The organism is Luteolibacter luteus (genome assembly GCF_012913485.1).
GTDB classification, from domain to species: Bacteria; Verrucomicrobiota; Verrucomicrobiia; order Verrucomicrobiales; family Akkermansiaceae; genus Haloferula; species Haloferula lutea.
Map to the genome: position 1 here is coordinate 1,591,967 of NZ_CP051774.1, position 22,870 is coordinate 1,614,836.

The window sequence follows — 22,870 nt, forward strand, 5'->3', positions numbered from 1 at the left end:
CACGGTACCCCAAGAGCCGCCGCTGAGTTGTTAGTATAACTCCGCCAAGGCAAGCTGCGAAGTGTGAAGAAGCAATGAACCAATCCGGGGAAATTCAGGCGCAGCTCTCCCGCACCCATGCCAAGTAAGCGGGGAGACCGGTGGTGAGGGGGAGGGCGATGATTTCCGGGACTTCGTAGGGGTGGAGCTCGCGAATGGCGGCTTCGAGTTCGGGGTAGCGGGTGGTCTTGATCAGGCTTAACACCTCCCCTGCCCGCTCGACCTTGCCTTCCCAGCGATAGATGGACTCGGCGCCGGGAAGGATGTTGACGCAGGCCGCCACTTGCCTTTCCACCAGAGCCGCGCCAATCTGTCGCGCCTGATCAAGATCGGGAAAGGTGCAGAGGACGACCATCACGTTTTCCATGCCCGATCCTGAACCTGAAAACCGGAACCCCGCAATTCTTTGAAACCCGGCTTCCTCGACAAACTGCTCGCCCGCATCGACCGGATCGATCCGGCGGAAGCCCGGCAGTTGCTGGACCGGCTAGTGCGGGAGAAGGGCTTCCTAGAGCAGGTTTTCGAGGCGCTGCACGAGGGGGTGATCGTCCTGGATGAGGACGGCGAGATCACCTTCATCAACGGTGCCGGCTGCCGTTTCTTCGGCGTGAAGGCGGAAGACGCGCCGGGAATGCGACTAGCGGCGATGATTCCGGGGCTGGACTGGGATTCGTTGGCAAAGCCGGGGATGTCGGTGTCGCGGGATCTGGAGGTCTTTTATCCGGAGAACCGCTTTCTGAATTTCTACCTCTCCCCGATCAAGCCGGAGGGGAGCGAAGCGATGGCGGTCGGCTGGGTGATGCTGGTGCGGGACCTGACGGTGACGCGGCAGGAGGCGGAGCAGACGCTGGAATCCGAGCGCCTCAACGCGCTCACGCTTCTCGCGGCCGGGGTGGCGCATGAGATCGGGAATCCGCTCAATTCGCTGGATATCCACCTGCAGTTGATGGCGCGGAAGCTGCGCAAGCTGCCGCCGGGTGACCGGGCTCCACTGGAGGAGCACCTGACGACGGCGCGCAATGAGATCAAGCGGCTGGATACGATCCTGAAGCAATTCTTGCAGGCGGTCCGGCCTTCCACGCCGAACCGGGAGCGCTGCGATCTGACGAAGGTGCTGCGCGATGCGCTGCGGCTGCTAGAGCCGGAGCTCGAGGCACGGGGGATCTCCGTGGAGTTGGATGTGGCCGAGCATTTTCCATCAATGGAGGCGGATGCGGGGCAATTCCAACAGGTCTTCTACAACCTGCTGCGGAATGCCTATCAGGCGATCGGCGGTGAACACGGATTGATCCGAATTTCGGCGAAGGCGAATGAATTTGAGGCGACGCTGAGCATCTCGGACAACGGCACCGGGATCTCCCCGGAACACATGGGCGCGCTTTTCGAGCCCTACCGGACCACGAAGCAATCCGGGAGCGGGCTAGGCCTGTTGATCGTGCGGCGGGTGGTGCGCGAGCACGGCGGAGAGATCGAGATCCAGAGCGAACCCGGTGCGGGGACGCGCATCCTGATTCACCTGCCGAGAGGTCCCAGACCGGTGCGGCTGCTGGAGTCGCATGACCGCGTCATCGACGTGGAGGCGAGCAGCCACTAACGAGAGATCCCCTTTTTCCCATGATGACCCCCACTCTCCTGATTGCCGATGATGAGAAGGCCACCCGCGATGGCTTGCGGGCGGCGCTGGAAGAGGAGTTCGAGGTTTTCACGGCTTCGAATGTGGCGGAGGCGCTCTCAGTGCTGAAGGCCGAGCAGATCGACCTGCTGCTGACCGACCTGCGGATGGGCGGGGACTCGGGGATGGATCTGCTGGAGAAGGCGATGGCCCTGCCCCATCCACCGGTATCGATCATGATGACCGCTTATGGCTCCGTGGATACCGCGGTGGAGGCGATGCGGCGGGGAGCATGGCATTTCGTCACGAAGCCGCTGAATCTCGACGAGGTGGAGATGCTGCTGAAGCGGGCGCTGCGCGGCCGAAAGCTGGAGGTAGAGAACCGCCAGCTCCGCGAGCAGATCTCGGATTCCTCCGGCTTGGAGCGGCTCGCCGGCAAATCGCCTGCGATCCAGAAGGTTAGCGATATCGTCCGTCAGGTGGCGCCGACGCGTGCGACCGTGCTGATCGAGGGTGAGTCCGGCACGGGCAAGGAGGTGGTGGCGCATGCGATCCATCGCTTGAGCGGACGCCCGCCGGAGAAGCTGGTGATCGTTCATTGCGCGGCGCTTTCCCCGCAGATCCTGGAAAGCGAGCTTTTCGGCCATGAGAAGGGCTCTTTCACGGGAGCGAACCAACGGCGCATCGGACGCTTCGAGCAGGCGGATGGCGGAACACTTTTCCTGGATGAGATCGGGGAAATCGATGCCTCGATCCAAGTGAAGCTGCTGCGCGCGCTGTCCGAACGCACGATCGAGCGGGTGGGCTCCAACACCCCGATCAAGGTGGACGTCCGGGTAGTGGCCGCGACTAACAAAAATCTGGGAGCGATGGTGGCGCGCGGGGATTTCCGCGAGGACCTGTTTTTCCGCCTCAATGTGGTGCGCATCCAGATGCCGCCGCTGCGGGATCGGGTGGAGGACATCGTGCTTCTGGCCGGAGTCTTCCTGAAGGAATTCGCCGAGGAGAACGGCCGCCCGATCAAACCGCTGAGCGACTTGGCGCTGCGCCACCTGCGATCCTACCCGTGGCCGGGGAATGTGCGCGAGCTGCGCACGGCGATCGAGCACGGGGTGGTGATGAGCAATGACCCGGTGATCGACCTCCACCACCTGCCCTCTTCGCTCCTTGGGGATGTGCCTGTTTTGGCAGCGCCGGTGACGGCTCCGACGGAAGGCAAAATCACCCTTGCCGCCCCACGGGAATTGAATTTGCATGCGCTCGAAACAAGCGCCATCCGCGCCGCCTTGGCTGAAGCCGGAGGCAACCGGACGCGGGCCGCCGAGATCCTCGGCATCAGCCGCCGCACCCTCCAGCGAAAGCTGAAGGAGGAGGAGGACTGAAGCCCGTCGGCGCGCCCGACAGACCTCTATGAGCAGCCCCACGACCTCGCATTTCGAAACGGCGGTAATGATCCGCAGGATCCTGTTCTTTCTGGTCCTGATCAGTTTCACCTTGCTCAACCTGATGCCGCTTTTCCGCGGCCTGTCCTCGCCCCAGGCGATGGAGCAAGCCCAGATCGCCCGCCAGATCGCCCGCGGCGAGGGCTTCACCACCAAGATGATCCGCCCGCTGGCCTACTATGAGGCCGAGAAGACGAATCAGGGTGCGCTTCCCTTCACAGGCTTCAAGGACACCTACCATGCTCCGCTGAACCCGCTGATTCTGGGAGCGGTGCTCAAGCTCGTGGGTGCGGACAAACCTGACGCCTGGCCAATGGCGAAGGATGAACTGGTTTTCCCGCTGGACCGGGTGATCGCGCTGATTTCCACGCTGTTTTTCCTGATGTCGATCGGGGTTTGCTACCTTCTGATCGGCAGGATTTTCGACGCGAAGATCGCCGGAGTGACGGCGGTGCTGATGATGCTATGTGACCTTTTCTGGAGTTTCTCGCAGAGCGGACTGCCCCAGATGCTGCTGCTGCTGCTTTTCTCCTGTGGCTTGTATTTCACTTACCGCGGGCTCGAGGCTCAGGAGGAAGGCCGTCCGGCCTTCGGTCCGGCGCTGCTGGGAGCCCTTTTCTTCGTGCTGATGGTGCTAACCCATTGGCTCACCGCGTGGATTTTCCTCGGCTACCTGATTTACGCCGCGGTGGCCTTCAAGCCGCGCGGAATCGTGGCGATCGTCGCCTTGGTCATGCTGGCGGTGGCGGTTTCCTTCCCGCTGATCCGCGCGAGCGGGATCGTCGGCCAGCCCTTCGGCACCGGTTTCTACGTCCTCTACAATGGCATCGGTGGCGGCACGGAGTCGCTGGTGATGCGGAACCATGACCTTGAGAGCGAGCCGCTCTCCCTCGACGGCCTGCTGGTGAAGATCCTCGGCACGACCTTGGTGCAGGCGTCCGACCTGCTGCCATTCCTCGGCGGTATCCTGGCGGCACCGGTTTTCTTCATCGCGCTGCTGCACCCCTTCAAGCGCTCGACCATCGCGAATTTCCGCTGGGGCATTCTGCTGATGTGGGTCTTCGCCGCACTCGGCATGGCTCTTTTCGGGATCGATCGTGAGGTGGCCATCCATCCAAACCAGATCCACATCCTCTTCGCGCCGGTGATGGCGGGCTACGGCTTGGCTTTCCTCTCCATCCTGTGGAGCCGCCTTGAGGTGGTGGCAAACGCGCCATTCCTGCGAAACGCGCACTTCATCGTGCTTATCGTGCTTTCCGCCGCACCCATGCTGCTGACGCTGCCGAACAAGGTGAACATCGGCATGCACATGAGCAAAGGCGGCGTGCCGCACTGGCCGCCCTACCGTCCTGACATTCTTCACAAGTTCCTGCCGGAATTGATCAAGGATCGCGGTGCCGCGGCGACCGCCGTAAAGGAAAAGGTCGTGGTTTCCGACCAACCTTGGGCAGTCGCGTGGTACGCCGATACGATCAGCTTGTGGATTCCGAAGACGAAGAAGGGCTTCGACAAATTGGAAGATCGCGGCGCCTCCCTTGGAACGCCTTTTGCAGGTTTCCTCGTCAGCCCAAGCTCCTCAGAGTCGGGAACCATGGGCGTGGTGCGCAGCCAGTTCAACGAGTTCAACTCCCTTATTTTCAACGGAATCGTTTCCGAAATGACCGCTCCGGCTGGATCGTATGACGGTACCAGCATCCTGCGCAGCGATCCAAAGCTGGCGGATATCTACAAGCGCTACAGCACCCCGACAGGGCTTTCGGGTGGAGAAATGGTGTTTTACGGCCCGGCCCAGCTCCAGAGTTCGAAGTAATGGCCCGCAAAAAGACAGCATCGGGCGCGGATCCCGCGGGTGAACCTTCCTTCGAGGAGGCCTTGCTGGAGCTCGAGAATATCGTGGCGGCGATGGAGGAAGAGCAGCTTCCTCTGGAAGAATTGGTGGCCCGCTACGAAAAGGGCTCGAAATTGCTCGCTCGCTGCGAGACGGTCCTCGCCTCCGCCCGGAAACGCCTCCAGACCATTTCCGCCAAAGCGGCCAACGCCGACGCAGATCTTCCAGACGACCCAGACGAATCTCCGGATGAAGACGACGAATCGGCCGGCTCAAGCCCCGGCACCCCGGACGAATACGACGACGATGACGACATCCGCCTCTTCTGAGCACTCCGCCCTCGGCCCGCTGCTTGCCGCCATTCATTCGCCCGAGGACGTCAAGGCTCTCCCGGAATCCGATCTCCCCAAGCTGGCGGAGGAAATCCGGCACTCATTGATCACCTGCCTTTCCCGCACGGGCGGTCACCTCGGCCCGAATCTCGGGGTCGTGGAATTGAGTGTCGCCCTGCACCGCGTTTTTTCCACGCCTCAGGATCGCTTCGTATTCGACGTCGCCCATCAGGGCTACGTTCATAAGATGCTGACCGGCCGGGCTGACCGGATCCACACCATGCGGACCTACAAGGGTCTGAACGGCTTCCTGCTGCGCAGCGAGTCCGAACACGATTCCTATGGTGCAGGCCACGCGGGTACTGCTCTTTCCGCCGCCCTCGGGATGGCTGCCGCGCGCGACCTGGCGAAGGAAGACAGCCACGTGGTGGCCGTCGCGGGCGATGCCGCCTTCACCTGCGGCCCGACGCTTGAGGCACTGAACAACATCGCCGAGACGACCAAGCGCTTCATCGTGGTGCTGAACGACAACGAATGGTCGATCGACAAGAATGTGGGGGCGATCGCCCGCTACTTCAATGCGCTGCAGACCCACTCCACCTACGCCAGCGTGCGGAATACCGCCGCGGAGTTCGTGGAGAAGGTGGCCGGCAAGGCAGTGCGGAAGCTCGCCCACAAGGTGGAGGAAGGCGCGAAGAACCTGCTTTTCCCGAACGTGCTCTTCGAGAAGTTCGGCCTGCGCTACTACGGCCCGATTGATGGGCACGACCTGCCGCTGCTGGTCCGCACTTTCGAGCACCTGAAGACGCTGCATGAACCGGTAGTCCTCCACATCATCACGGAGAAGGGCCGTGGCTATCAGCCGGCGCTCGACAATCCCGGCAAGTTCCACGGCCTCGGTGCCTACAAGATCGAGGATGGCTCGACCGACCTCTCCGCCACGCCGACCTGCTCCGATATCTTCGGCCGCACGGTGACGGACATGGCGAAGACGGATGAGAAGATGGTGGCCATCACCGCGGCGATGCCCGGCGGCACCAAGCTGGAGATCTTCAAGAAGGAACTGCCCGGCCGGTACTACGATGTGGGCATCGCGGAAGAACATGCGGCACTTTTCGCCTGCGGCATGGCAACAAAGGGCTTCAAGCCCTTCCTCGCGATCTACTCCACGTTCATGCAGCGTGCCTACGACATGATCGTCCATGACATGGCGCTGCAAAACCTGCCCGTGCGCCTGTGCATGGACCGCGGAGGCCTGTCCGGCGATGACGGCCCGACACACCACGGACTTTTCGACATCGGCTACCTGCGCCCGGTTCCGGGAATCGTCCACATGCAACCGGCGAACGAAGCCGAATTCGTGGCGATGCTCAAGTGGATGGCCAACTATGAGGCGGGCCCTTCCGCGATCCGCTATCCGCGCGGCCCGATCAATGGCAGTCCGCTCGACGCGCCCGTCCCGCCGATCGAACTCGGCAAGGCGGTGGTCGTTTCAGAAGGCGTGGACGTCGCCCTCATCGGCCTCGGCACGCTGTTCGGCATGGCAGAGAAGACCAAGGAACTACTGGAAGCACGCGGTCTCTCCGTCGCACTGGTCAATCCTCGCTTCATCAAGCCTCTGGACAATGCCGTCTTCGAGCGCATGGCCAAGCAGTGCAAGGTGGTCTGCACCTTCGAAGACCATGTCCTTCACAACGGATTCGGCTGCGGCGTGATCGAACTGCTGAGCGATGCAGGAATCACCACACCGGTCGAGCGTATCGGCTGGCCGGATGAGTTCGTGGAGCACGGCAAACCGGACATCCTGATGAAGCTTCACGGCCTCACCGCGGAAGCCGCGGTGGAGAAGGTGATGAAGCATTTCTGACAGCGTCCGTTTCCGCCACGATTCGTTCACGAGCCATGGCAGAATTCATCGACAAGGTCGCCATCGATTGGATCGAAGTCCGCGCCGGACGCATTCGCGTCCGGAAGGGCCATCCGACCTCCGCGCAAATCAAACAACTGCGCGCGATCTTCGAGGCGGATCCCCTGCCGGTGGCTAGTTCCTTTTGGATCACGAGGGACCGTCGGATCCACTTCAAGCCGAGCTTCCCCTCGTCTCTCAGGCCGGCGGTGCGCTCGGTGATGATTCCCTGAGGAGCCGGAGCCGCTTGCGTTCGCGGGCGGCGCGTCGTTTCAGCAAGCGACGCCGGGATCGCCATATCCCGTGAATGGCGGTCGCCAAGTAAACAACGATGCTCGCCGGGAGGCCGACGCCGAGCGTAAGGAGCAGGCGGAGCTTCCAGATGAGGGATCGCGCGGATGTCCTGTTGTAGATCTCTCCGGATACCGGGCCTTGGGAGGGCGAACACATCTCCCGGATCCTATAGCCCGGGAGATGTGGTTCAGAAAGCCGCAATCAGACCGCTTACTTCCTACCTTCGGTCACGCCGGGCCAAGTATCCGTACGGAACGGAATTGCCGGCAGACCTTCGGCATTGAAGAGCGTTGCATCGGGGTTTTCGGTCCACGCATAGCGAACCGCAGCCGGAGCGGGAACCTGTGGTGAGGAGACGACAACGGTGCCGCCATCGATCTTCGCATCCGCCCAGACGAACTTTTTATCTGCTCCGGCAATCGAGAAGCCTTTCAGCCCCCCTCCTTTCACAACGAGTCCCCCACCCGCGTAGTCAAAGCTCAGGCGGATCGTGCCTCCTTCGGTCTTTGCCTCCCGGAATTCCGGACCGGACGGGACGACCTTCTGGCCATAGGTCTTGGCCAAGGCCTGCAAGGCGAGGCGCTTGCCCACATCTTGCTTGTTGCGCGGGTGGATATCATTCGCTTCGCCGATATCGATGGCCACGGCCAAACCGCTGTTAGGCAGCTTCTTCGCGGTCATGGCCTGGGCTTCACGCAGCTCCGCCCACTCGCTTTCGCCGGGCTCCGGCTTGGCCTGCATGAAATTGGCAAGCTGAACGATATAGAAGGGAAACTCGCCTTGCCCGAAGCGCTGGCGCCAATCGCCGATCATGGTCGGCAGCAGCTTGCGATACTGCGCCGCGCGGCCCGCATTGCTTTCACCCTGATACCAGATGGCACCCTTGATGCCGTAGGGCAAGAGCGGGGCAATCATGGCATTGTAGAGGACCGTAGGGACGTTTGGATTGTCCCCCATGCGTCGCGGGAAGGCCGAGGTCTTGGTGAGATCCGAGCCGACCTTGTAGTGCCACGGGCCAGCAAGCGGGATCGGATTCAGTCCCTTGCTTTCAAGCTTCACGGTTTCGGCCGTTCCGGTCAGGCCGCCCTTGCCACTAGCATCCATCACACGAACCGCGATCACGTTCTTTCCTTCCTTGAGAAGTCCTGTAGGCACCGTGTATTCGCGCGGGGTGGCAAAACCGGCGGTCTCCCCGATCTTCTGGCCATTCACCCACGCCGCGTCCTCGTCATCGATCGGGCCCAGGCTCAGCACCGCCTCCTTCCCGGCGAAGTCTGCGGGAAGATCCACGCTGCGGCGCAGCCAGACGGAACCATCGAGGGCGGTCACATCGGGAATATTGGAGGCCGTCCACTCCTGCGGCTGGTTCATCGTGGACCAGCCGGAATCGTCGAAGTCCGTTGCGGCCCATGGGAAAGAACCACCCTTGCTACCTTCATCATTGGCAGCATACCAGGCAATCTGCGGGTCCGGCTCGGGGGTCTTCGTGCGACGCTCGAGATCAGCCATCGCCTGATTGAAATCATTCATCGGCGTCAGCGCTTCCTTGCTGGTCCATGCCTCGGCGATGGTGCCACCCCACGAAGTGTGGATGAGGCCGATCGGGACCTTCAGGTCCTCATTCAGCTTGCGGCCGAAATAGAAGCCTACGGCGGTGAAGCGTGAGACCGTCTCCGGGCTGGCTACTTTCCATCCGTCGGTAGCAACAGTCTTCTGCGGCTCCGCGGCGGTGACGTGCGGGATCTCAATGTGGCGGATCTGCGGGAAATTGGCAGCGGCGATTTCGGCTTGGGCGTTATTGGTGTCGTTGACGCGCCACTCCATGTTGGATTGGCCGGAGCAGATCCACACATCCCCCACCAAAACGTTGTTCAGCGTGACGTTTTCCGGGCCGGAAACAGTGAGCGTGTGGGGGCCTCCAGCCGGAAGAGGTGGCAGCAGGACGCTCCATTTCCCGTCGGCACCGGCGCTGCTGGTCGCGGATTGTCCCGCGATGCTCACCGTGACCTGATCTCCTGGCTTCGACCAGCCCCAGACGGCATCCTTCTGGTCCCGCTGGAGGACCATGTTGTCGGTAAAGACCGGTGAGAGGAAAGGCTCGGCTCCTGAGGCAAGCGAAACGGTCAGAACCAGGGCGGTGGCGGCGAGTTTCATGGATAAGACCTAAACGCACGCCGCCGCCCCTTGTTTTCGCCGGGAGCATCACTCTGTGTCATGCCCGCGCCATAGCCACTCCAGCGAGTAAGGAGACCCCTCCATCGCCCACAGGGCACCATCGATGAAACGGTAGAACTGGTTCATGCCCGCGATTTTTTCCATGTCTTCCTCGTCGAGCCGGATCGAGGCGGCCTCCAGATTCTGTTTCAGGCGTTCGGGATTCACCGATTTCGGAATGGCGGAGGTTCCGCGGCTCACTGCCCACGCCAAGAGCACTTGAGCGGGCGAAATGCCATGTTTGGCAGCGACTTGGAGAATTTCCGGGGCATCGCGCAAGGGCGGATCATCGCCACGCTGCAGCCGCGCCGGGCGGTCCGGCGAACCGAGGGGCGAATAGGCCGTGAGAGCAATTCCCGCGGGGCCACAGAAATCCAAGAGCATTTGTTGGGACAAGAGGGGGTGGCTCTCCACCTGATTCGCCTCGGGCCGAATTCGGGAGCGAACGTAAAGATGCTTCAGGCGGTGCACATTGAAATTCGAGACACCAATGTGACGGCAAAGCCCCGCGTCTGCGAAACTCTCCATGGCACTCCACGTGTCCTCGAGCGGGGCATCCCCGGGCGAGAGGAAATCAGCGCCGCTAGTCGGAAACTCGATCTCCGGTTTCAGGGCGATCGGCCAGTGGATGAGGTAGAGATCCAGATAATCGAGGCGGAGATCGGCCAAGGACTTCTCCAGCGCGGGGCGGGCATCATGCGGGAGGTGCTTGTTGTTCCAGAGCTTCGAGGTGATCCACAGTTCCTCGCGCTTCACCAGGCCGGAGCTGATGGCGGCGGCAAGCGCCTCGCCGATTTCCGCCTCATTGCCATAGAGCGGGGCACAATCGATGTGGCGGTAGCCGATCCTCAAGGCCTCGGTGACGGCAGCCGCCGTTTCGCCGGGCGCGGCTTTCCAAGTTCCGAGTCCCAAGGCCGGCATACGGTCCCCATTGGCAAAGGTGAAGGCGGGTGTCGTCATCGCCCTGCTCTACCATCGATGGACGGGCTGCGAAAAGCCCCTAGCGACCCCGTGCGAGGGTCTGCACCTGTGACGGTTTCTTCGGAGAGCTTCGGTCCTTGCATCAATTGGCATGGCTGGCGCTTCATAGGGGTGATTCCATGGCAATCCGAGTCGGCCTCCATCACGTCACCGAATATCGCTACGACCGCGAGGTGAATCTTTCGCCCCACGTCGTGAGGCTGCGACCCTGTGTGCACTCGCGGACTCCGATCCTCGCGTATTCGCTGAATATCGAGCCGGCGAACCACTTCATCAATTGGCAGCAGGACCCCTTTGGAAACTGGAATGCCCGGGTCGTGTTCCCTGAGAAAACCCGCAGGCTCAGCATCGTGGTGGACCTGGTGGCGGACATGACCGTCATCAATCCCTTCGACTTCTTCCTGGAAGAGTATGCGGAGGAATTTCCCTTCAACTATCCGCCGTCCCTCAAGCATGAGCTTTCTCCCTACCTGAAGATCCGGGAGCGGGGGCCACAGCTAATGGAGTGGCTGGAGAAGATCCCGCGGGAGAAGGCCCGGACCATCGATTTCCTGGTGGATGTGAACATGCGGGTGCATCAGGCGGTGGGCTACGTGATCCGCCTGGAGCCGGGGGTGCAGAGCTGCGAGCAGACTTTCGAACGGGGTACCGGCTCATGCCGGGATTCCGCCTATCTCCTGGTGCAGGCCTTGCGCCATCTGGGTCTCGCGGCGCGTTTCGTTTCCGGGTATCTGGTGCAGTTGAAGCCGGATCAGGAGTCGCTGGATGGACCATCCGGGCCGGCCGAAGATTTCACGGACCTCCATGCTTGGGCGGAGGTCTATATCCCGGGCGCGGGCTGGGTGGGTCTGGATCCGACCTCCGGGCTTTTCGCCGGAGAAGGACACATCCCCCTCTCCTGCACGCCGGAGCCTGCCAGTGCGGCACCGGTGGTGGGTGCGGTGGATGAGTGCAAGACGGAGTTCGTCTGGGCGAACGAGGTCACGCGCGTGCATGAGGATCCGCGGGTGACAAAGCCTTACAGCGACAGCGAGTGGGATTCGATCAATGCCCTCGGGGAGAAGGTGGATGCACTCTTGGAAGCGGACGATGTGGCACTGACCATGGGTGGCGAGCCCACTTTCGTTTCCATCGATGACATGGAGGGCGCAGAGTGGAACGTCTCTGCCGATAGTCCGGCGAAGCGGAAGCTGGCGCTCAATTTGCTGAAGCGGCTGAAGGATGTGTTCGCGAACGGCGGCTTGCTCCACTACGGAGAGGGCAAGTGGTATCCGGGTGAGCCTTTGCCACGCTGGGCCTACACGGTGCTATGGAGGAAAGACGGGCAGCCCTTGTGGAAAGATGAGCGCCTGCTCGCTGATCCGAACTCCGATCTTGGCCATGGGATCGAGGATGCGCGCCGCTTTGCAGCCCGGATGATCGATATCCTGGGCTGCGAGCCATCGCACCTTGTGGCGGGATTCGAAGATGCCTTTTACTATGCTTGGCGCGAAAGCACGCTCCCGACGAACGTCGATCCCTACTCCGCGGATCTGGATGATCCGTTGGAGCGCCGCTACCTGGCCACGCTGTTAGACCGAGGGCTTTCGAAACCCACCGGCTTCGCACTGCCACTGGAATGGGATGCGGAGGAGGAAACGTGGCAGAGCGCGCTGTGGACTTTCCGGCGTGGACGCATGTCGCTCGTTCCCGGAGGATCCCCCATGGGTTTCCGGCTGCCGCTGGATTCGCTGCCCAAGGCCCCGAAGGAGGCGGCCACGGAATCCGCACCGCTAGAGGCATCGCCGATGGAACCGGTTCCCAGCTTGCCTGTTCATGGAGCGATGCTTCCTGCCGGTCGCACCTTGCAGACGTCAACGGGCGTTGCGCCGGGTGCGCCGCCCGCAGCGGATTCGGGCATCTTCAAGGGAGTGCCGCAAACGGCAGTCTGCTTCGAGCCACGGAACGGCAAGCTGCACGTGTTCTTCCCGCCGGTCACCCATCTGGAGCACTATCTGATGCTGCTGGAAGCGGTCGAAGAGGTTTCTTCCACGCTGAAGCTTCCCGTAATCATCGAGGGCTACGAGATGCCATGGGACCGAAGGGTGGAACGCATCAAGGTCACGCCTGATCCCGGAGTCATCGAGGTTAATGTACATCCGGTGACTCGCTGGAGAGACCTGGTGGACAATACGACAACGCTCTATGAAGCCGCGCGACTTTCCCGGCTGGGCACCGAGAAATTCATGCTCGATGGCCGCCATACGGGAACCGGTGGCGGCAATCACGTGACACTCGGTGGCGAAACGCCGGACCGCAGCCCCTTCCTCCGCCGCCCGGGTTTGTTGCGTAGCCTGATCACCTACTGGCAGCATCATCCCGGGCTCTCTTACCTTTTCTCCGGGCTCTTCCTCGGTCCGACCAGCCAAGCTCCACGAGTCGATGAAGGACGTGACGACCGGCTTTTCGAACTGGAGATTGCCTTCGGCGAGCTGCCAGAAGCGGGAGATCCACCGTGGATGGTCGATCGCGTTCTGCGCAACCTGCTGACGGATCTCACCGGCAATACGCATCGCGCTGAATTCTGTATCGACAAGCTCTACGCACCCGGCACGGCCAGCGGACGGCTGGGCATCCTGGAACTGCGTGCCTTCGAAATGCCGCCGCATGCGCGCATGAGCCTGGTGCAGATGCTTCTCGTGCGCGCGCTGGTCGCGAAATTCTGGAAGGAGCCCTATCACCGGAAGCTGGTTCGCTGGGGCACGGAGCTGCACGATCGTTTCATGCTCCCGCATTTCGTCCGCGAGGATCTGAAGGACGTGGCGCTGGACCTGAAGAATTCCGGAGTTCCTTTCGAAGCGTCGTGGCTCGAGCCATTCCACGAGTTCCGCTTCCCGGTTTACGGACGAGTCTGCCACGATGGCGTGGAGATGGAAATCCGTGCCGCCTTGGAGCCATGGCATGTGCTTGGCGAGGAAAGCACCTCTTCCGGGACCGCCCGCTATGTGGACTCATCGGTGGAACGTGTGCAGGTGAAGATCACGGGCATGGTGGAGGGAAGGCATGTGCTGGTCTGCAATGGCCGCCGCATCCCGACACGGCCAACCGGCCGCCGTGGCGAACATGTCGCCGGGGTCCGCTACAAGGCGTGGGACCCATGGTCCGCAATGCATCCCACCGTCGGTGTGCATACTCCCCTGACCTTCGATGTGGTGGATACCTGGAACCGCCGTTCACTGGGCGGCTGCGTGTATCACGTGGTGCATCCGGGTGGCCGCAGCTACGATACCTTCCCCGTGAATGCCTATGAAGCGGAGTCTCGGCGTGTAAGCCGTTTCTGGCAACACGGCCACACGCCCGGCGTGGTGGAACCCGCCTCGACCGGAGGCTTCGGCTATCACCGGGTGGAAGATCGTGCCGGAGGTCCTGCGGTGAGCTATACCGAAGTGCCGCTGGCGGATCCCACCATGGACTTCCCGCTGACGCTGGATCTACGACGCTGAAACCCGGCCACGCTCCAGCAGCCATCGTTTCAGGAGGTTCAAGTCGGCAGGCTTCGTGAGGTGCTCGTCGAAGCCGGCTTCCTTGGCGAGTTGGCGGTCGTTTCCGCTGCCGTAACCGGTGAGGGCGATGAGGAAGGCATCCTTCATCGAGGGCATCTCACGAAGCTTCCGCGCGACTTCAAAACCATCCATGCCCGGAAGCCCGATATCGAGAATCACGACCTCCGGTATGAACTCTCCAGCCAATACCAAGGCATCCGGGCCGGCGTGAGCGACACGCGTTTCGTGGCCGAGCATCCCTTGCAACATGGCCATTGTTTCTGCGGCATCCCGGTTGTCGTCCACGATCAGCATGCGGAGGGAACGTTGCTGCGGCGCTATCTCCGAATCATGAACCTTGCTTGCCGGCACCCCATCTAGAACGGGCAAGCGCACGATGAATTCGGCGCCCCGGCCCAAGCCATCACTCCGGGCTTCAATGCTCCCGCCATGGAGCTTCACCAAGCGATGGACGATGGTGAGGCCGATGCCCAACCCGCCATGCGCACGATCCAGGGTCCGGCTCGCCTGAACAAAGAGCTCGAAGACGCGGGGAAGCAATTGAGGATCGATCCCGATACCATTGTCCCGCACCCGGATCATGACCTGTGGTCGACCGGAGCAGTCGTCGCGCTCGGCACTAAGGACAATGTGGCTGCCCGCGCCGCTATACTTGCAGGCATTTCCTAGCAGATTGCCCAAGATCTGCTCCAAGCGAGTGCCGTCGGCATTCAGGAAAAGCGGTTCGGAAGGCAAGGACAGCTCGAAACTTTGTCCGTTTGCCGAGCAGTTCGATCGCGCGATGTTTGCCGCGGCAAGCAAGATCGCTTCCAGCTCGATCGACTCCTTGCGGAGCTCGATCTTTCCCTCGGTGATGCGGGAGACATCGAGCAGATCATCGATCATCCGGCTCATGTTCTCGATCTGACGGGAGATCAGCGTCTGGGAACGGGCGCGATCGTCTTCCGAAACACCTTCTGTCTGGAGGATCTCGGCGGCGTTTCGAAGCGGAGCCAAGGGATTACGAAGCTCATGCGCAAGCATCGCCAGGAATTCGTCCTTGTTCCTGTCGGCCTGCCGAAGGGCGGCAGCCTGAGCCGCCAAGGTTCGCTCGCTTTCTCTCAGGGCTTCATCGGCGAGCTTCCGTTCCGTGATGTCATTGAACAAGACCGCCACTCTCCGCTGCTCAGCCGCACCGAAACGGGAAGCATGCACATCATACCAGCGATTCAGGCCTTTCGCGTGATTCACAAAGCGAGCCGACTCACCGGTCATCGCCACCCTGCCGTAAGTCTCGAACCAATGATCCTCATGCTCCGGGATCAGGTCACGCATCCTTTTTCCCACGACATCGCCAAGCCCCGTCTGCTTTACGAATGATGGACTGATCTGGACGAAAGCATAGTCCACGGGCTTCTGATCCTCATCGAAGATCATCTCGATGACACAAAAGCCCTCGTCGATGGTCTCGAACAAAGTTCGATAGCGCTCTTCTGAATCGCGGAGAGCCGCCTCGGCAACGCGTCTGCCGGTAACATTCCGAATCACGCTCAAGAGGCCCGAAGGCGTGCCGTCCTTGTCATAGAGCCTGCTCACTGCGGACTCGACGAAGATCTTCTCTCCTGAGCGGAGAATGTGGATGTTCTCACCGCGCCAATGCCCTGTTTGATCAAGGGCTTCTTTGGCCTGCTGCTTGTCACCCTCGCGGATCCAGCGATAATCGTAGAGAGTCTTGAGATGCTGGCCCAGGGCCTCCGAAGCCTTCACTTCGTACTGCTCCTCCGCGGCGGCATTGAGGTAGATCACATGGAAGTCCTCATCGATCGCCACGACGGCATCGGTCACCTTGGAGAGGATGTCGCTACGGAAGCGGTTCGACTCGGAGTCGGAGGTCTGGAGGATATAAACCTGCGGGCCTGAGCTGCCATCCACGACGAGGGCATCCACCTCGCCATGGCGAATGGCGCGGAGAGTTTCTTCGATCTCCTGCAGCCGCGCACGCAGCTCGACATTTTCTGCCAGGAGCTGGTTCTCGGTTTGGGGTGAGGTGGACATCCTTCAATCGGTATCTTGAGGGCCGCCCGCAGGAGATCCGGGCGAGACAAGGCCAAGACCCGCGAGCATCTTCGGCGTATTGGACATGTCGCCGACAAAGCGACGCACAGGTAGCGGCATTTTTCTGACCAGGGTCGGAGCTGCGATGATTTGTTCGTTCCTGGCCGCCGCCGGATGCTTGCAGATGTCGACCACTTCGAGGTCGTAGCGGTTCTTGAGATGCTCCTCGCAAATCTTCCGGGTATTCACGATGGCGCGATTGGACTGACCGGTAGGCCCGGCAATGTAGAGCCGGAGTACATACCGGACTTCCATCCTGGCGGCCGCAGCGGCCTCGATGGCTTCGTGTCCCTTCTCCGGGCCATCACTCATAAATTTCAATCCTTCACCGGCTGCACATCCAGGCCGACAAGGACCCGCTCTTCATTGGAGAGATCACCAATGATCTTTTTGATCGGTTCCGGTAATCGTCTCACGAGGGTGGGAACCGCCAGGATTTGATCCCCCGCAGCGAGCTGAGGCTTTTCCAAGAGGTCGATCAGCTCGATGCGGTATTGGCCTGCCAGGTGCGTTTCGCAGATCCGCTTCAAGTTGACGAAGGCCTCCACGGATTTCGCAGTCTGCCCCGCGACGTAGAGACGAAGTTGGAACGCTGGCACCATGGCGGAGGCCTTTGCATTGGCTTTCTTTTTGGCGTCCTTCATCGCTTCTCCTTCGGTTTAGGTTCACCGGCCGCTACTCTCCCGCGCCGGCTTTTGACGAGGCTGGCGAGTTCATTCTTGGCGACCTCTTCCCGGAGAAACTCCTGCGCCGCCGAAAATTCCATCTCCGCGGCCTCCGAAGCGGCTTCAGCCTGCAGCATCGCGATCTGGGCTTCGAGCGCCAAGCGCCTGCTCTCGTGTTTCCGCATCTTCCGTTGGTGTTCTTGCTGACTGATGCTGGCAGCCGCCTTTTCGCGGGCTTCCTGCGACAGTCTCGAAGACCCTGTGAGTACACCCTCGCTACCCAGATAGACATCCACAAGGTCGATGCCCTTGTCGCTCAGGATGAACTCGCGCACCTGATTCGAATGGGGCATGCCCCTCGACTTCAAGACGTAGAGAGTGCGGTTGCGCTCCCCGTTCTGCTCATGGTTGCGCAGCAGCAGCCAAGCATCCATGAGCGAGGAGACCCCGATCTGCGAATCTTCCGGATTGCCGGAATATGCACTACCTTGGGTCAAGCTGGTGAAGATTCCGGTAATCTTATGAAGCTTCAGGAAATCGATGAGTCGCATCAGGGTGGGTTTCACCTCGGCTTCATCGCGTTGAAGGGTCAGATTGCTGATGGGATCGACAGCCACGACCGAAGGTTTGAAAGACAATACCAGGCCGTGCATCGCCAGAAGGTGCTGCTCGAGTCCTTGGAGGGTGGGTCGCGAAGCGTGGATCTGGAGCAATCCCTTCTTGGTCCACCTTTCCAGATCGATGCCAATCGAACGCATATTGCGAATGATCTGATCCGGAGACTCCTCATAGGCGAAGAGCAAGGCTTTCTCACCGCGACTGCACGCAGCATCCACGAAGCTGGCGCTCACACTGCTCTTGCCGGTGCCAGGCGATCCTGAAATCAGCACGCTCGAACCACGGAACACCCCTTTCCCACCGAGCATTTCATCGAGCGCAGGGATGCCCGTGGGGATACGTTCACTCGGTGCCTGATGATCGAGCTTCAGCGAGGTGATGGGCAGCACGGAGATCCCACGCTCGCTGATAAGGAAAGGATACTCGTTCGTCCCGTGGGAAGAACCACGGTATTTCACGACCCTCAGGCGACGTGTTGAAATCTGCCCGTCGACGCGATGATCGAGGCTGATCACACAGTCAGCGACATACTCTTCGAGGCCGTGCTTGGTGAGAGTGGACTCGCCTTTCTCACCCGTGATGAGGGCGGTCACCTTTCGATCCTTCAGCCAGCGGAAAAGCCGCCGCAGTTCCGCACGTAGGACGGCCTGATCCGGAAGGCCGGTGAAGAGGGCCTCCACGGTATCCAGAACCACGCGCTTCGCACCGATCGAGTCGATGGCGTGACCCAGGCGGATAAAGAGCCCCTCGAGATCATACTGACCCGTTTCCTCGATCTCACTGCGCTCGATGTGGACGTGATCCAGGACGATCTTGCCTTCGTTCACCAATTTCTGGAGATCGAAGCCGAGGGAGCGCACATTGTCGCTGAGTTCCTTCGAGTTCTCCTCGAACATCAGCATGACACCGGGCTCGGAGAACTCCTTCGCACCGTGGACCAAAAATTCGGTGGCAAGCATGGTTTTACCGGCACCGGCGCTACCGGCGACCAAGGTGGGGCGCCCGGAAGGCAGGCCGCCTCCGGTAATTTGGTCTAGCCCTTCGATTCCGGTGGGGGCCTTCGGGATAGAGGTGGTTGCAGGGGCAGTCTTGCGGGGCATGGCTGAACTGAGCGAGGTCGATTCCCCTTCTCTCGCAAATCCGGGACCAAAACTCGGGCATTAATGGAAGTCCCATTGCAATAAGCATTCCCGGGTTTTCCTTCGGGGGAGGCACCTCTTCCTCGAGTGCATTTTGCAACCGTGTCACCTTCTTCTAACGGCGAAGCGCAATGCGGGGGAGCATGTGTCCGCTGCCAATGACGGCGGCAATCTTGTTTGCGTGAACAGCGGATTCCGACCGTATTCGAGCCATGCGTCTTGTTCTCGCCCTGCTGGCCACTCTGACGATCGCGCGAGCCGATCTTCATCCGCGGCTGCTCTTTCCGGCGACCTTGGAGCCAGCGGTGAAAGAACGCATCGGGAAGGATCCTCTGGCTGCGGACCTCCAAAGGCTGGTGGTCAAGAGGGCTGAAAAAATCCTCACCGACCGTACTTGCGAGTATCGGATCCCGGACGGCAAGCGCCTGCTTTCCGAATCCCGTCTGGCGCTCAATCACGTGCTCCACTGCAGCTGGGCATGGCGGACGACTGGAGATGCCCGGTTCAAGGAGCGGGTCGTCCGCGAGCTCGATGCTGCTTGCGCGCTGAAAGATTGGAATCCATCCCATTTCCTTGATACCGCGGAAATGGCGACCGCCGTCGCCATCGGGTACGATTGGCTGCACCCCGTTCTCACGTCGGAACAGCGCCAGCGCTATGAAGACGCGCTCTTGGACAAGGCCCTGCGCGTGGTCGGCCAGAAACATGCGAAGACCGGCTGGTGGACAGGAGCCACGAACAACTGGACGCAGGTCTGCGGAGCGGGGATGGGGATGGCTGCGGAGGCAGTGAAGGAACGCGATCCCTCGCTCTGCCAGCCTGTGATCGACCGTGGCCGCGAACTCATAGAAAAATGCAAAGTCTTCTACGAGCCCGATGGCGCGTATCCTGAAGGTCCCTCCTACTGGCACTACGGGACGAACTATGAGGTGCTGCTCTTCGCCGCGCGCGAATCACTCGCTCAAGAGATCGATGTCACTCCACTTCTCAATGGCAGCGGTGACTTCATGATGCACGTCACCGGACCCTCACGGCTTTCCTTCAACTACGCGGATGGCAATGCCTACACCGAGATCCCCTCACCTGCCCAAAGCTGGATCGCCACGCATTTCAAATCACCGGCACAGGCTCACCACGTCCGCTCGTTGCTCGAACGCGGACTGAAGGATATCGCAAGCGGAGGCGCGACCGGCGATCTCCGCTTCTTCCCGCTCCATCTGCTCTGGCTTCCTGCAGCCGGCGAAGCGAAGGGCGGGATGCCGCTTTCCGCGCGCTTCAATGGCGAGCAGTCCCTTGCCTTCTTCCGAAGTGCATGGGCACCCGACGCTGCATGGCTTGCGATCAAAGGTGGGACCGGGGCCGCGAGCCATGGTCATCTCGATGCCGGGGCTTTCGTTTATGAAGCGGGCGGTGTGCGATGGTTCCACGATCTGGGAAAGGATGACTACAACATGCCGGGCTACTTCGGTAAAAACCGTTGGGATTACCTTCGACTCACCAATTTCTCGCACAGCACTCTCGTCATCGCGGGCAAACTCCAATCCACCCCGAAGCAAGGCTGTCCGCTGCTGAAGTCTGCTTCCGCCGACGAAGTTGCCATCGATCTGACACCAGCGTATGCCGCCCAAGCGGACCAAGTGACCCGCTCGGCACGGTTCCAAGCGTCCGATGATGGCGCATCCCTGACCGACCTCGTCGAGAATCCCGCCGGTCCCGTGCGCTGGGCGATCGTGACGAAGGCGTCCCCGAAGATCGACGGCGAACGCCTGATTCTGGAAGAAGCTGGCAAGCGCCTCGTCCTTACACGCCTGGACAAGTCCGGCGGCGTTTGGGAAGAGTATTCCCTCAAGCCTGCCACCGAGCGGGAGCAACAGAACAAGGGCTTTCACCTGATGGGCTTCACTGCACCGCCCGCGGAGAAGCTGTGCCTTGAGGTGAATTGGAAGCTGGAATAGCCTCCGGCTTTCCATGCAGGCGCGACGATCAATCCGTTATTCTGCGATCATTCTCCTCCTGGGTCTGGCGGCGGGAGGGGCTTATATTCTCTCCCGGCCGGACATTTATCACACGAAGGAACGGCGAGAGGCGAAGGACTCGATGATCCAAGCAGTCTCCGAGGACCTCGCATTGCAAACTCCTCCAGCCCGTCCGACCGGCGAGGGCTGGATGAACGAGAAAGTCATTTTTTGCGGCGACGGGTCTTGGCTTTCTTATCGCTCGCAGTGCCACAAGCAGGATCCGAAGGTCCACGATCTTTTTATCACGAAGGCTTCAGACGGTAAGTGGTACTATTCCACTTACCACTTCTGCATCGGTGCCTTAGTACTGGAGGGAGACGGGCAGCCGGGATCGCTTGACGAATTCCGGGGAAAATACGCGTTGGCGGAGTTCGACGGAGAATCCGATGCAGCGCTCGGCAAAACTTGGCCGGATGGCAAGTGAGGCAGCCTACATCCTCAGGTGCCCTCCAATGGTTTCTTCCCCCGCCTTAGCATCTCGCCAAGCCAGGCACGGACGGCAGAGAAGCCGCGGACGATGGCGTGATCCCGCGTGCCGTGGAGCTTGAGGGTTCCCGCAATGCTTGCCTCATGGCCGCGATAGCGCGGGAGAAAGATTAGCAGGGTGCGTCCCTCCTCCTCAGGCGAAGGCTGGTGGATCAGGGTGGGAGACAGAATTCCTTTTTCCACGTGGCGAAGCCCATCCGGCATGGGGATGATCCGTTCATCGAGCACACACCAGCGGCGATAGCGGAAGGCCGGGGTTCCATCTTCCAGAAGGATCAAACGGCCGCCGGTGCGCGGAGGTAGTCCTGCCAAGCGTCCGAGAGTGAAGGCATGCGGCGTTTCCGGGGTCGCGCGCTTTCTTCCACGCCATGGCATCAGGATATCCGAGGCATAGCGGGCTCCGAAGATTGCGAGGCGCATGGCGGCAGGTGCAAGAAAGGCAGCCAACGCGATGATCGCAAGGCAGAGAGCCGCGGCGATCCATGGCGCAAAGGCATAGACCACGCCCACCAAGGCAAGGAGTGCCGTGCGAGCCAGCTTCAACATCGCGTCCACCGTCGAGAACGGCGAGAGGATGATCAACACGTTGATGGCATGACTGCACACCCACACGAGCAGGAAGGCAATGACCGCGGCAGGCACCATGATCCACGAGAGATCGATGAAGGCGAGGGTTCCACCGAGAATATCACCCGCAGGAACAGCCAATCCTTCCGGGTGCTCCGCCTTCAATTGGGCCGCCATCTGATTCGCCACCAAAGGCACAAAGGCACCACTGGCGACGAGAGCGCTGGCCTTGTTCTCGAAAAGCTCCACCATGTCGAAGGGCTTCTTCAACACTCCCGGCACTGCGGTCCCGAGCGAGTCCTTCAGGAAACATAGCGCAAGTACGGCGAGTCCCGTACCCCATGCCCAAGGCTGGCAATACCATGGCAAGCTCCCGCGTGCCGCGGAGGGTGCATTCCAATAATGCCACGCACCTACCGTGCTAACTCCGAGTAGCGGCGAGATCGCCACCCCGGTAATCTCGGTGATTCCTTGGCTCAAGGCCACACCGGGGAGCAAGTTCTCCTTCTTCTCTTGCGGAGGAGCCTCAGCTTCCACTTTCACCTCCTCTGCTAGGAGCGACGCAGAGCCCAGGGTGAAGAGAATCAGCAGCAATCCCCAAAAAAGGCGGACCGTTTTCATGGCTAGCTCTTTACCACGGACCCGCCAGCGTCGCCCACCATGGATTTGCGCGGCAGCCCTGTAAAACGATTCCGATTTTCCACCTCTCAGCTGTCAATGGCGTCGCCGATCGCCTGCGCAATCAGTCCCAAGACGTCTACCGTCGAGACAGAATCGAGCACAGCGCCAAGGGTTCTCCTCACGCCGAAAAGCCCGAAGCTCAAGCTGCCAGCACCCAGCAAGCCCTCCAGAAACTGCATTTCACTGCTATCCCCGGGCCAACCGCAGAACGCTCCGATCAGGGCCAGCGCACCAACCGTAACCAGAAGGATCCGGGGAAGTGCGGGCATCACCTGCACCTTGAGGGAGCGCAACTCCTCCTCGTCCAGCATGTGACGCCGTCGCCTTACCGCGCGGATCCCAACCTTCACCGCCCGCTCCTGAAACTTCTCCTGACGCCTCGTCACTCCTGGAACATGCCTGCGAAGAAGCC

Annotated in this window: 18 protein-coding genes; 9 read left to right on the forward strand and 9 right to left on the reverse strand. The window is 61.0% G+C overall.

Annotated elements, in window-relative coordinates; all coding sequences use genetic code 11:
- Positions 1-94: 94 nt before the first annotated feature.
- The gene (gene cutA, locus HHL09_RS06575; protein WP_169453773.1) at positions 95-406 is read right to left on the reverse strand and encodes a divalent-cation tolerance protein CutA; all 312 of its coding nucleotides are present in this window, start codon (positions 404-406) and stop codon (positions 95-97) included.
- 39 nt (positions 407-445) lie between these two features.
- Here cutA and HHL09_RS06580 point away from each other — a divergent pair, with 39 nt between their 5' ends.
- From HHL09_RS06580 to HHL09_RS06605, 6 genes are read left to right on the forward strand one after another with little or no spacing between them, the layout of a single operon-like run.
- On the forward strand, positions 446-1,633 hold the full coding sequence (locus tag HHL09_RS06580; RefSeq protein ID WP_169453774.1) for a sensor histidine kinase: 1,188 nt from the start codon (positions 446-448) through the stop codon (positions 1,631-1,633).
- Positions 1,634-1,653: 20 nt separating this feature from the next.
- Complete coding sequence (locus tag HHL09_RS06585) at positions 1,654-3,033, forward strand: sigma-54-dependent transcriptional regulator (protein ID WP_205760988.1); 1,380 nt, start codon at positions 1,654-1,656, stop codon at positions 3,031-3,033.
- Between the two features lie 28 nt (positions 3,034-3,061).
- Positions 3,062-4,903 carry an ArnT family glycosyltransferase gene (locus HHL09_RS06590; RefSeq protein ID WP_169453775.1) on the forward strand — a complete coding sequence of 614 codons (1,842 nt, stop codon included), beginning with the start codon at positions 3,062-3,064 and terminating at the stop codon, positions 4,901-4,903.
- Positions 4,903-5,250, forward strand: coding sequence for an exodeoxyribonuclease VII small subunit (gene xseB / locus HHL09_RS06595; protein WP_169453776.1), 348 nt, complete (start codon positions 4,903-4,905; stop codon positions 5,248-5,250). The genes HHL09_RS06590 and xseB overlap by 1 nt, the downstream gene beginning before the upstream one ends.
- Positions 5,228-7,120: a 1-deoxy-D-xylulose-5-phosphate synthase gene (gene dxs / locus HHL09_RS06600; protein ID WP_169453777.1), complete on the forward strand. Its 1,893-nt coding sequence runs from the start codon at positions 5,228-5,230 to the stop codon at positions 7,118-7,120. The genes xseB and dxs overlap by 23 nt, the downstream gene beginning before the upstream one ends.
- Positions 7,121-7,155: 35 nt before the next feature.
- On the forward strand, positions 7,156-7,392 hold the full coding sequence (locus tag HHL09_RS06605) for a hypothetical protein (protein ID WP_169453778.1): 237 nt from the start codon (positions 7,156-7,158) through the stop codon (positions 7,390-7,392).
- A 271-nt stretch (positions 7,393-7,663) separates the two neighbouring features.
- Here the strand turns inward: HHL09_RS06605 and HHL09_RS06610 are convergent, their stop codons facing one another.
- Both HHL09_RS06610 and HHL09_RS06615 read right to left on the reverse strand, forming a co-directional pair.
- Complete coding sequence (locus HHL09_RS06610) at positions 7,664-9,607, reverse strand: sialate O-acetylesterase (RefSeq protein WP_169453779.1); 1,944 nt, start codon at positions 9,605-9,607, stop codon at positions 7,664-7,666.
- A 48-nt stretch (positions 9,608-9,655) separates the two neighbouring features.
- The gene (locus tag HHL09_RS06615; protein ID WP_169453780.1) at positions 9,656-10,627 is read right to left on the reverse strand and encodes an aldo/keto reductase; all 972 of its coding nucleotides are present in this window, start codon (positions 10,625-10,627) and stop codon (positions 9,656-9,658) included.
- A gap of 140 nt (positions 10,628-10,767) precedes the next feature.
- Here HHL09_RS06615 and HHL09_RS06620 point away from each other — a divergent pair, with 140 nt between their 5' ends.
- Positions 10,768-14,130 (forward strand): transglutaminase family protein, encoded by a 3,363-nt coding sequence (locus HHL09_RS06620; protein ID WP_169453781.1) that lies wholly within the window; start codon positions 10,768-10,770, stop codon positions 14,128-14,130.
- Here HHL09_RS06620 and HHL09_RS06625 read toward each other — a convergent pair.
- From HHL09_RS06625 to kaiC, 4 genes are read right to left on the reverse strand one after another with little or no spacing between them, the layout of a single operon-like run.
- Positions 14,119-16,224: a PAS domain-containing hybrid sensor histidine kinase/response regulator gene (locus HHL09_RS06625; RefSeq protein WP_169453782.1), complete on the reverse strand. Its 2,106-nt coding sequence runs from the start codon at positions 16,222-16,224 to the stop codon at positions 14,119-14,121. The genes HHL09_RS06620 and HHL09_RS06625 overlap by 12 nt on opposite strands.
- A gap of 3 nt (positions 16,225-16,227) precedes the next feature.
- A complete protein-coding gene (locus HHL09_RS06630; protein ID WP_205760989.1) occupies positions 16,228-16,596 on the reverse strand; it encodes a circadian clock KaiB family protein in 369 nt (122 codons plus the stop codon).
- Positions 16,597-16,601: 5 nt separating this feature from the next.
- The gene (locus HHL09_RS06635; RefSeq protein ID WP_169453783.1) at positions 16,602-16,928 is read right to left on the reverse strand and encodes a circadian clock KaiB family protein; all 327 of its coding nucleotides are present in this window, start codon (positions 16,926-16,928) and stop codon (positions 16,602-16,604) included.
- Entirely contained in the window at positions 16,925-18,667 is a 1,743-nt protein-coding gene (gene kaiC, locus HHL09_RS06640) for a circadian clock protein KaiC (protein ID WP_169453784.1), read from the reverse strand. Before kaiC ends, HHL09_RS06635 begins: the two co-directional genes overlap by 4 nt.
- 251 nt (positions 18,668-18,918) lie before the next feature.
- Between kaiC and HHL09_RS06645 the strand changes: the two genes are divergently transcribed.
- Both HHL09_RS06645 and HHL09_RS06650 read left to right on the forward strand, forming a co-directional pair.
- Positions 18,919-20,661, forward strand: coding sequence for a heparinase II/III domain-containing protein (locus HHL09_RS06645; protein ID WP_169453785.1), 1,743 nt, complete (start codon positions 18,919-18,921; stop codon positions 20,659-20,661).
- Between the two features lie 13 nt (positions 20,662-20,674).
- Positions 20,675-21,148: a hypothetical protein gene (locus HHL09_RS06650; protein WP_169453786.1), complete on the forward strand. Its 474-nt coding sequence runs from the start codon at positions 20,675-20,677 to the stop codon at positions 21,146-21,148.
- 14 nt (positions 21,149-21,162) lie between these two features.
- Here HHL09_RS06650 and HHL09_RS06655 read toward each other — a convergent pair whose 3' ends face one another.
- On the reverse strand, positions 21,163-22,398 hold the full coding sequence (locus tag HHL09_RS06655; RefSeq protein ID WP_169453787.1) for a hypothetical protein: 1,236 nt from the start codon (positions 22,396-22,398) through the stop codon (positions 21,163-21,165).
- Positions 22,399-22,484: 86 nt separating this feature from the next.
- Positions 22,485-22,844: a hypothetical protein gene (locus HHL09_RS06660; RefSeq protein WP_169453788.1), complete on the reverse strand. Its 360-nt coding sequence runs from the start codon at positions 22,842-22,844 to the stop codon at positions 22,485-22,487.
- Positions 22,845-22,870 lie beyond the last annotated feature (26 nt).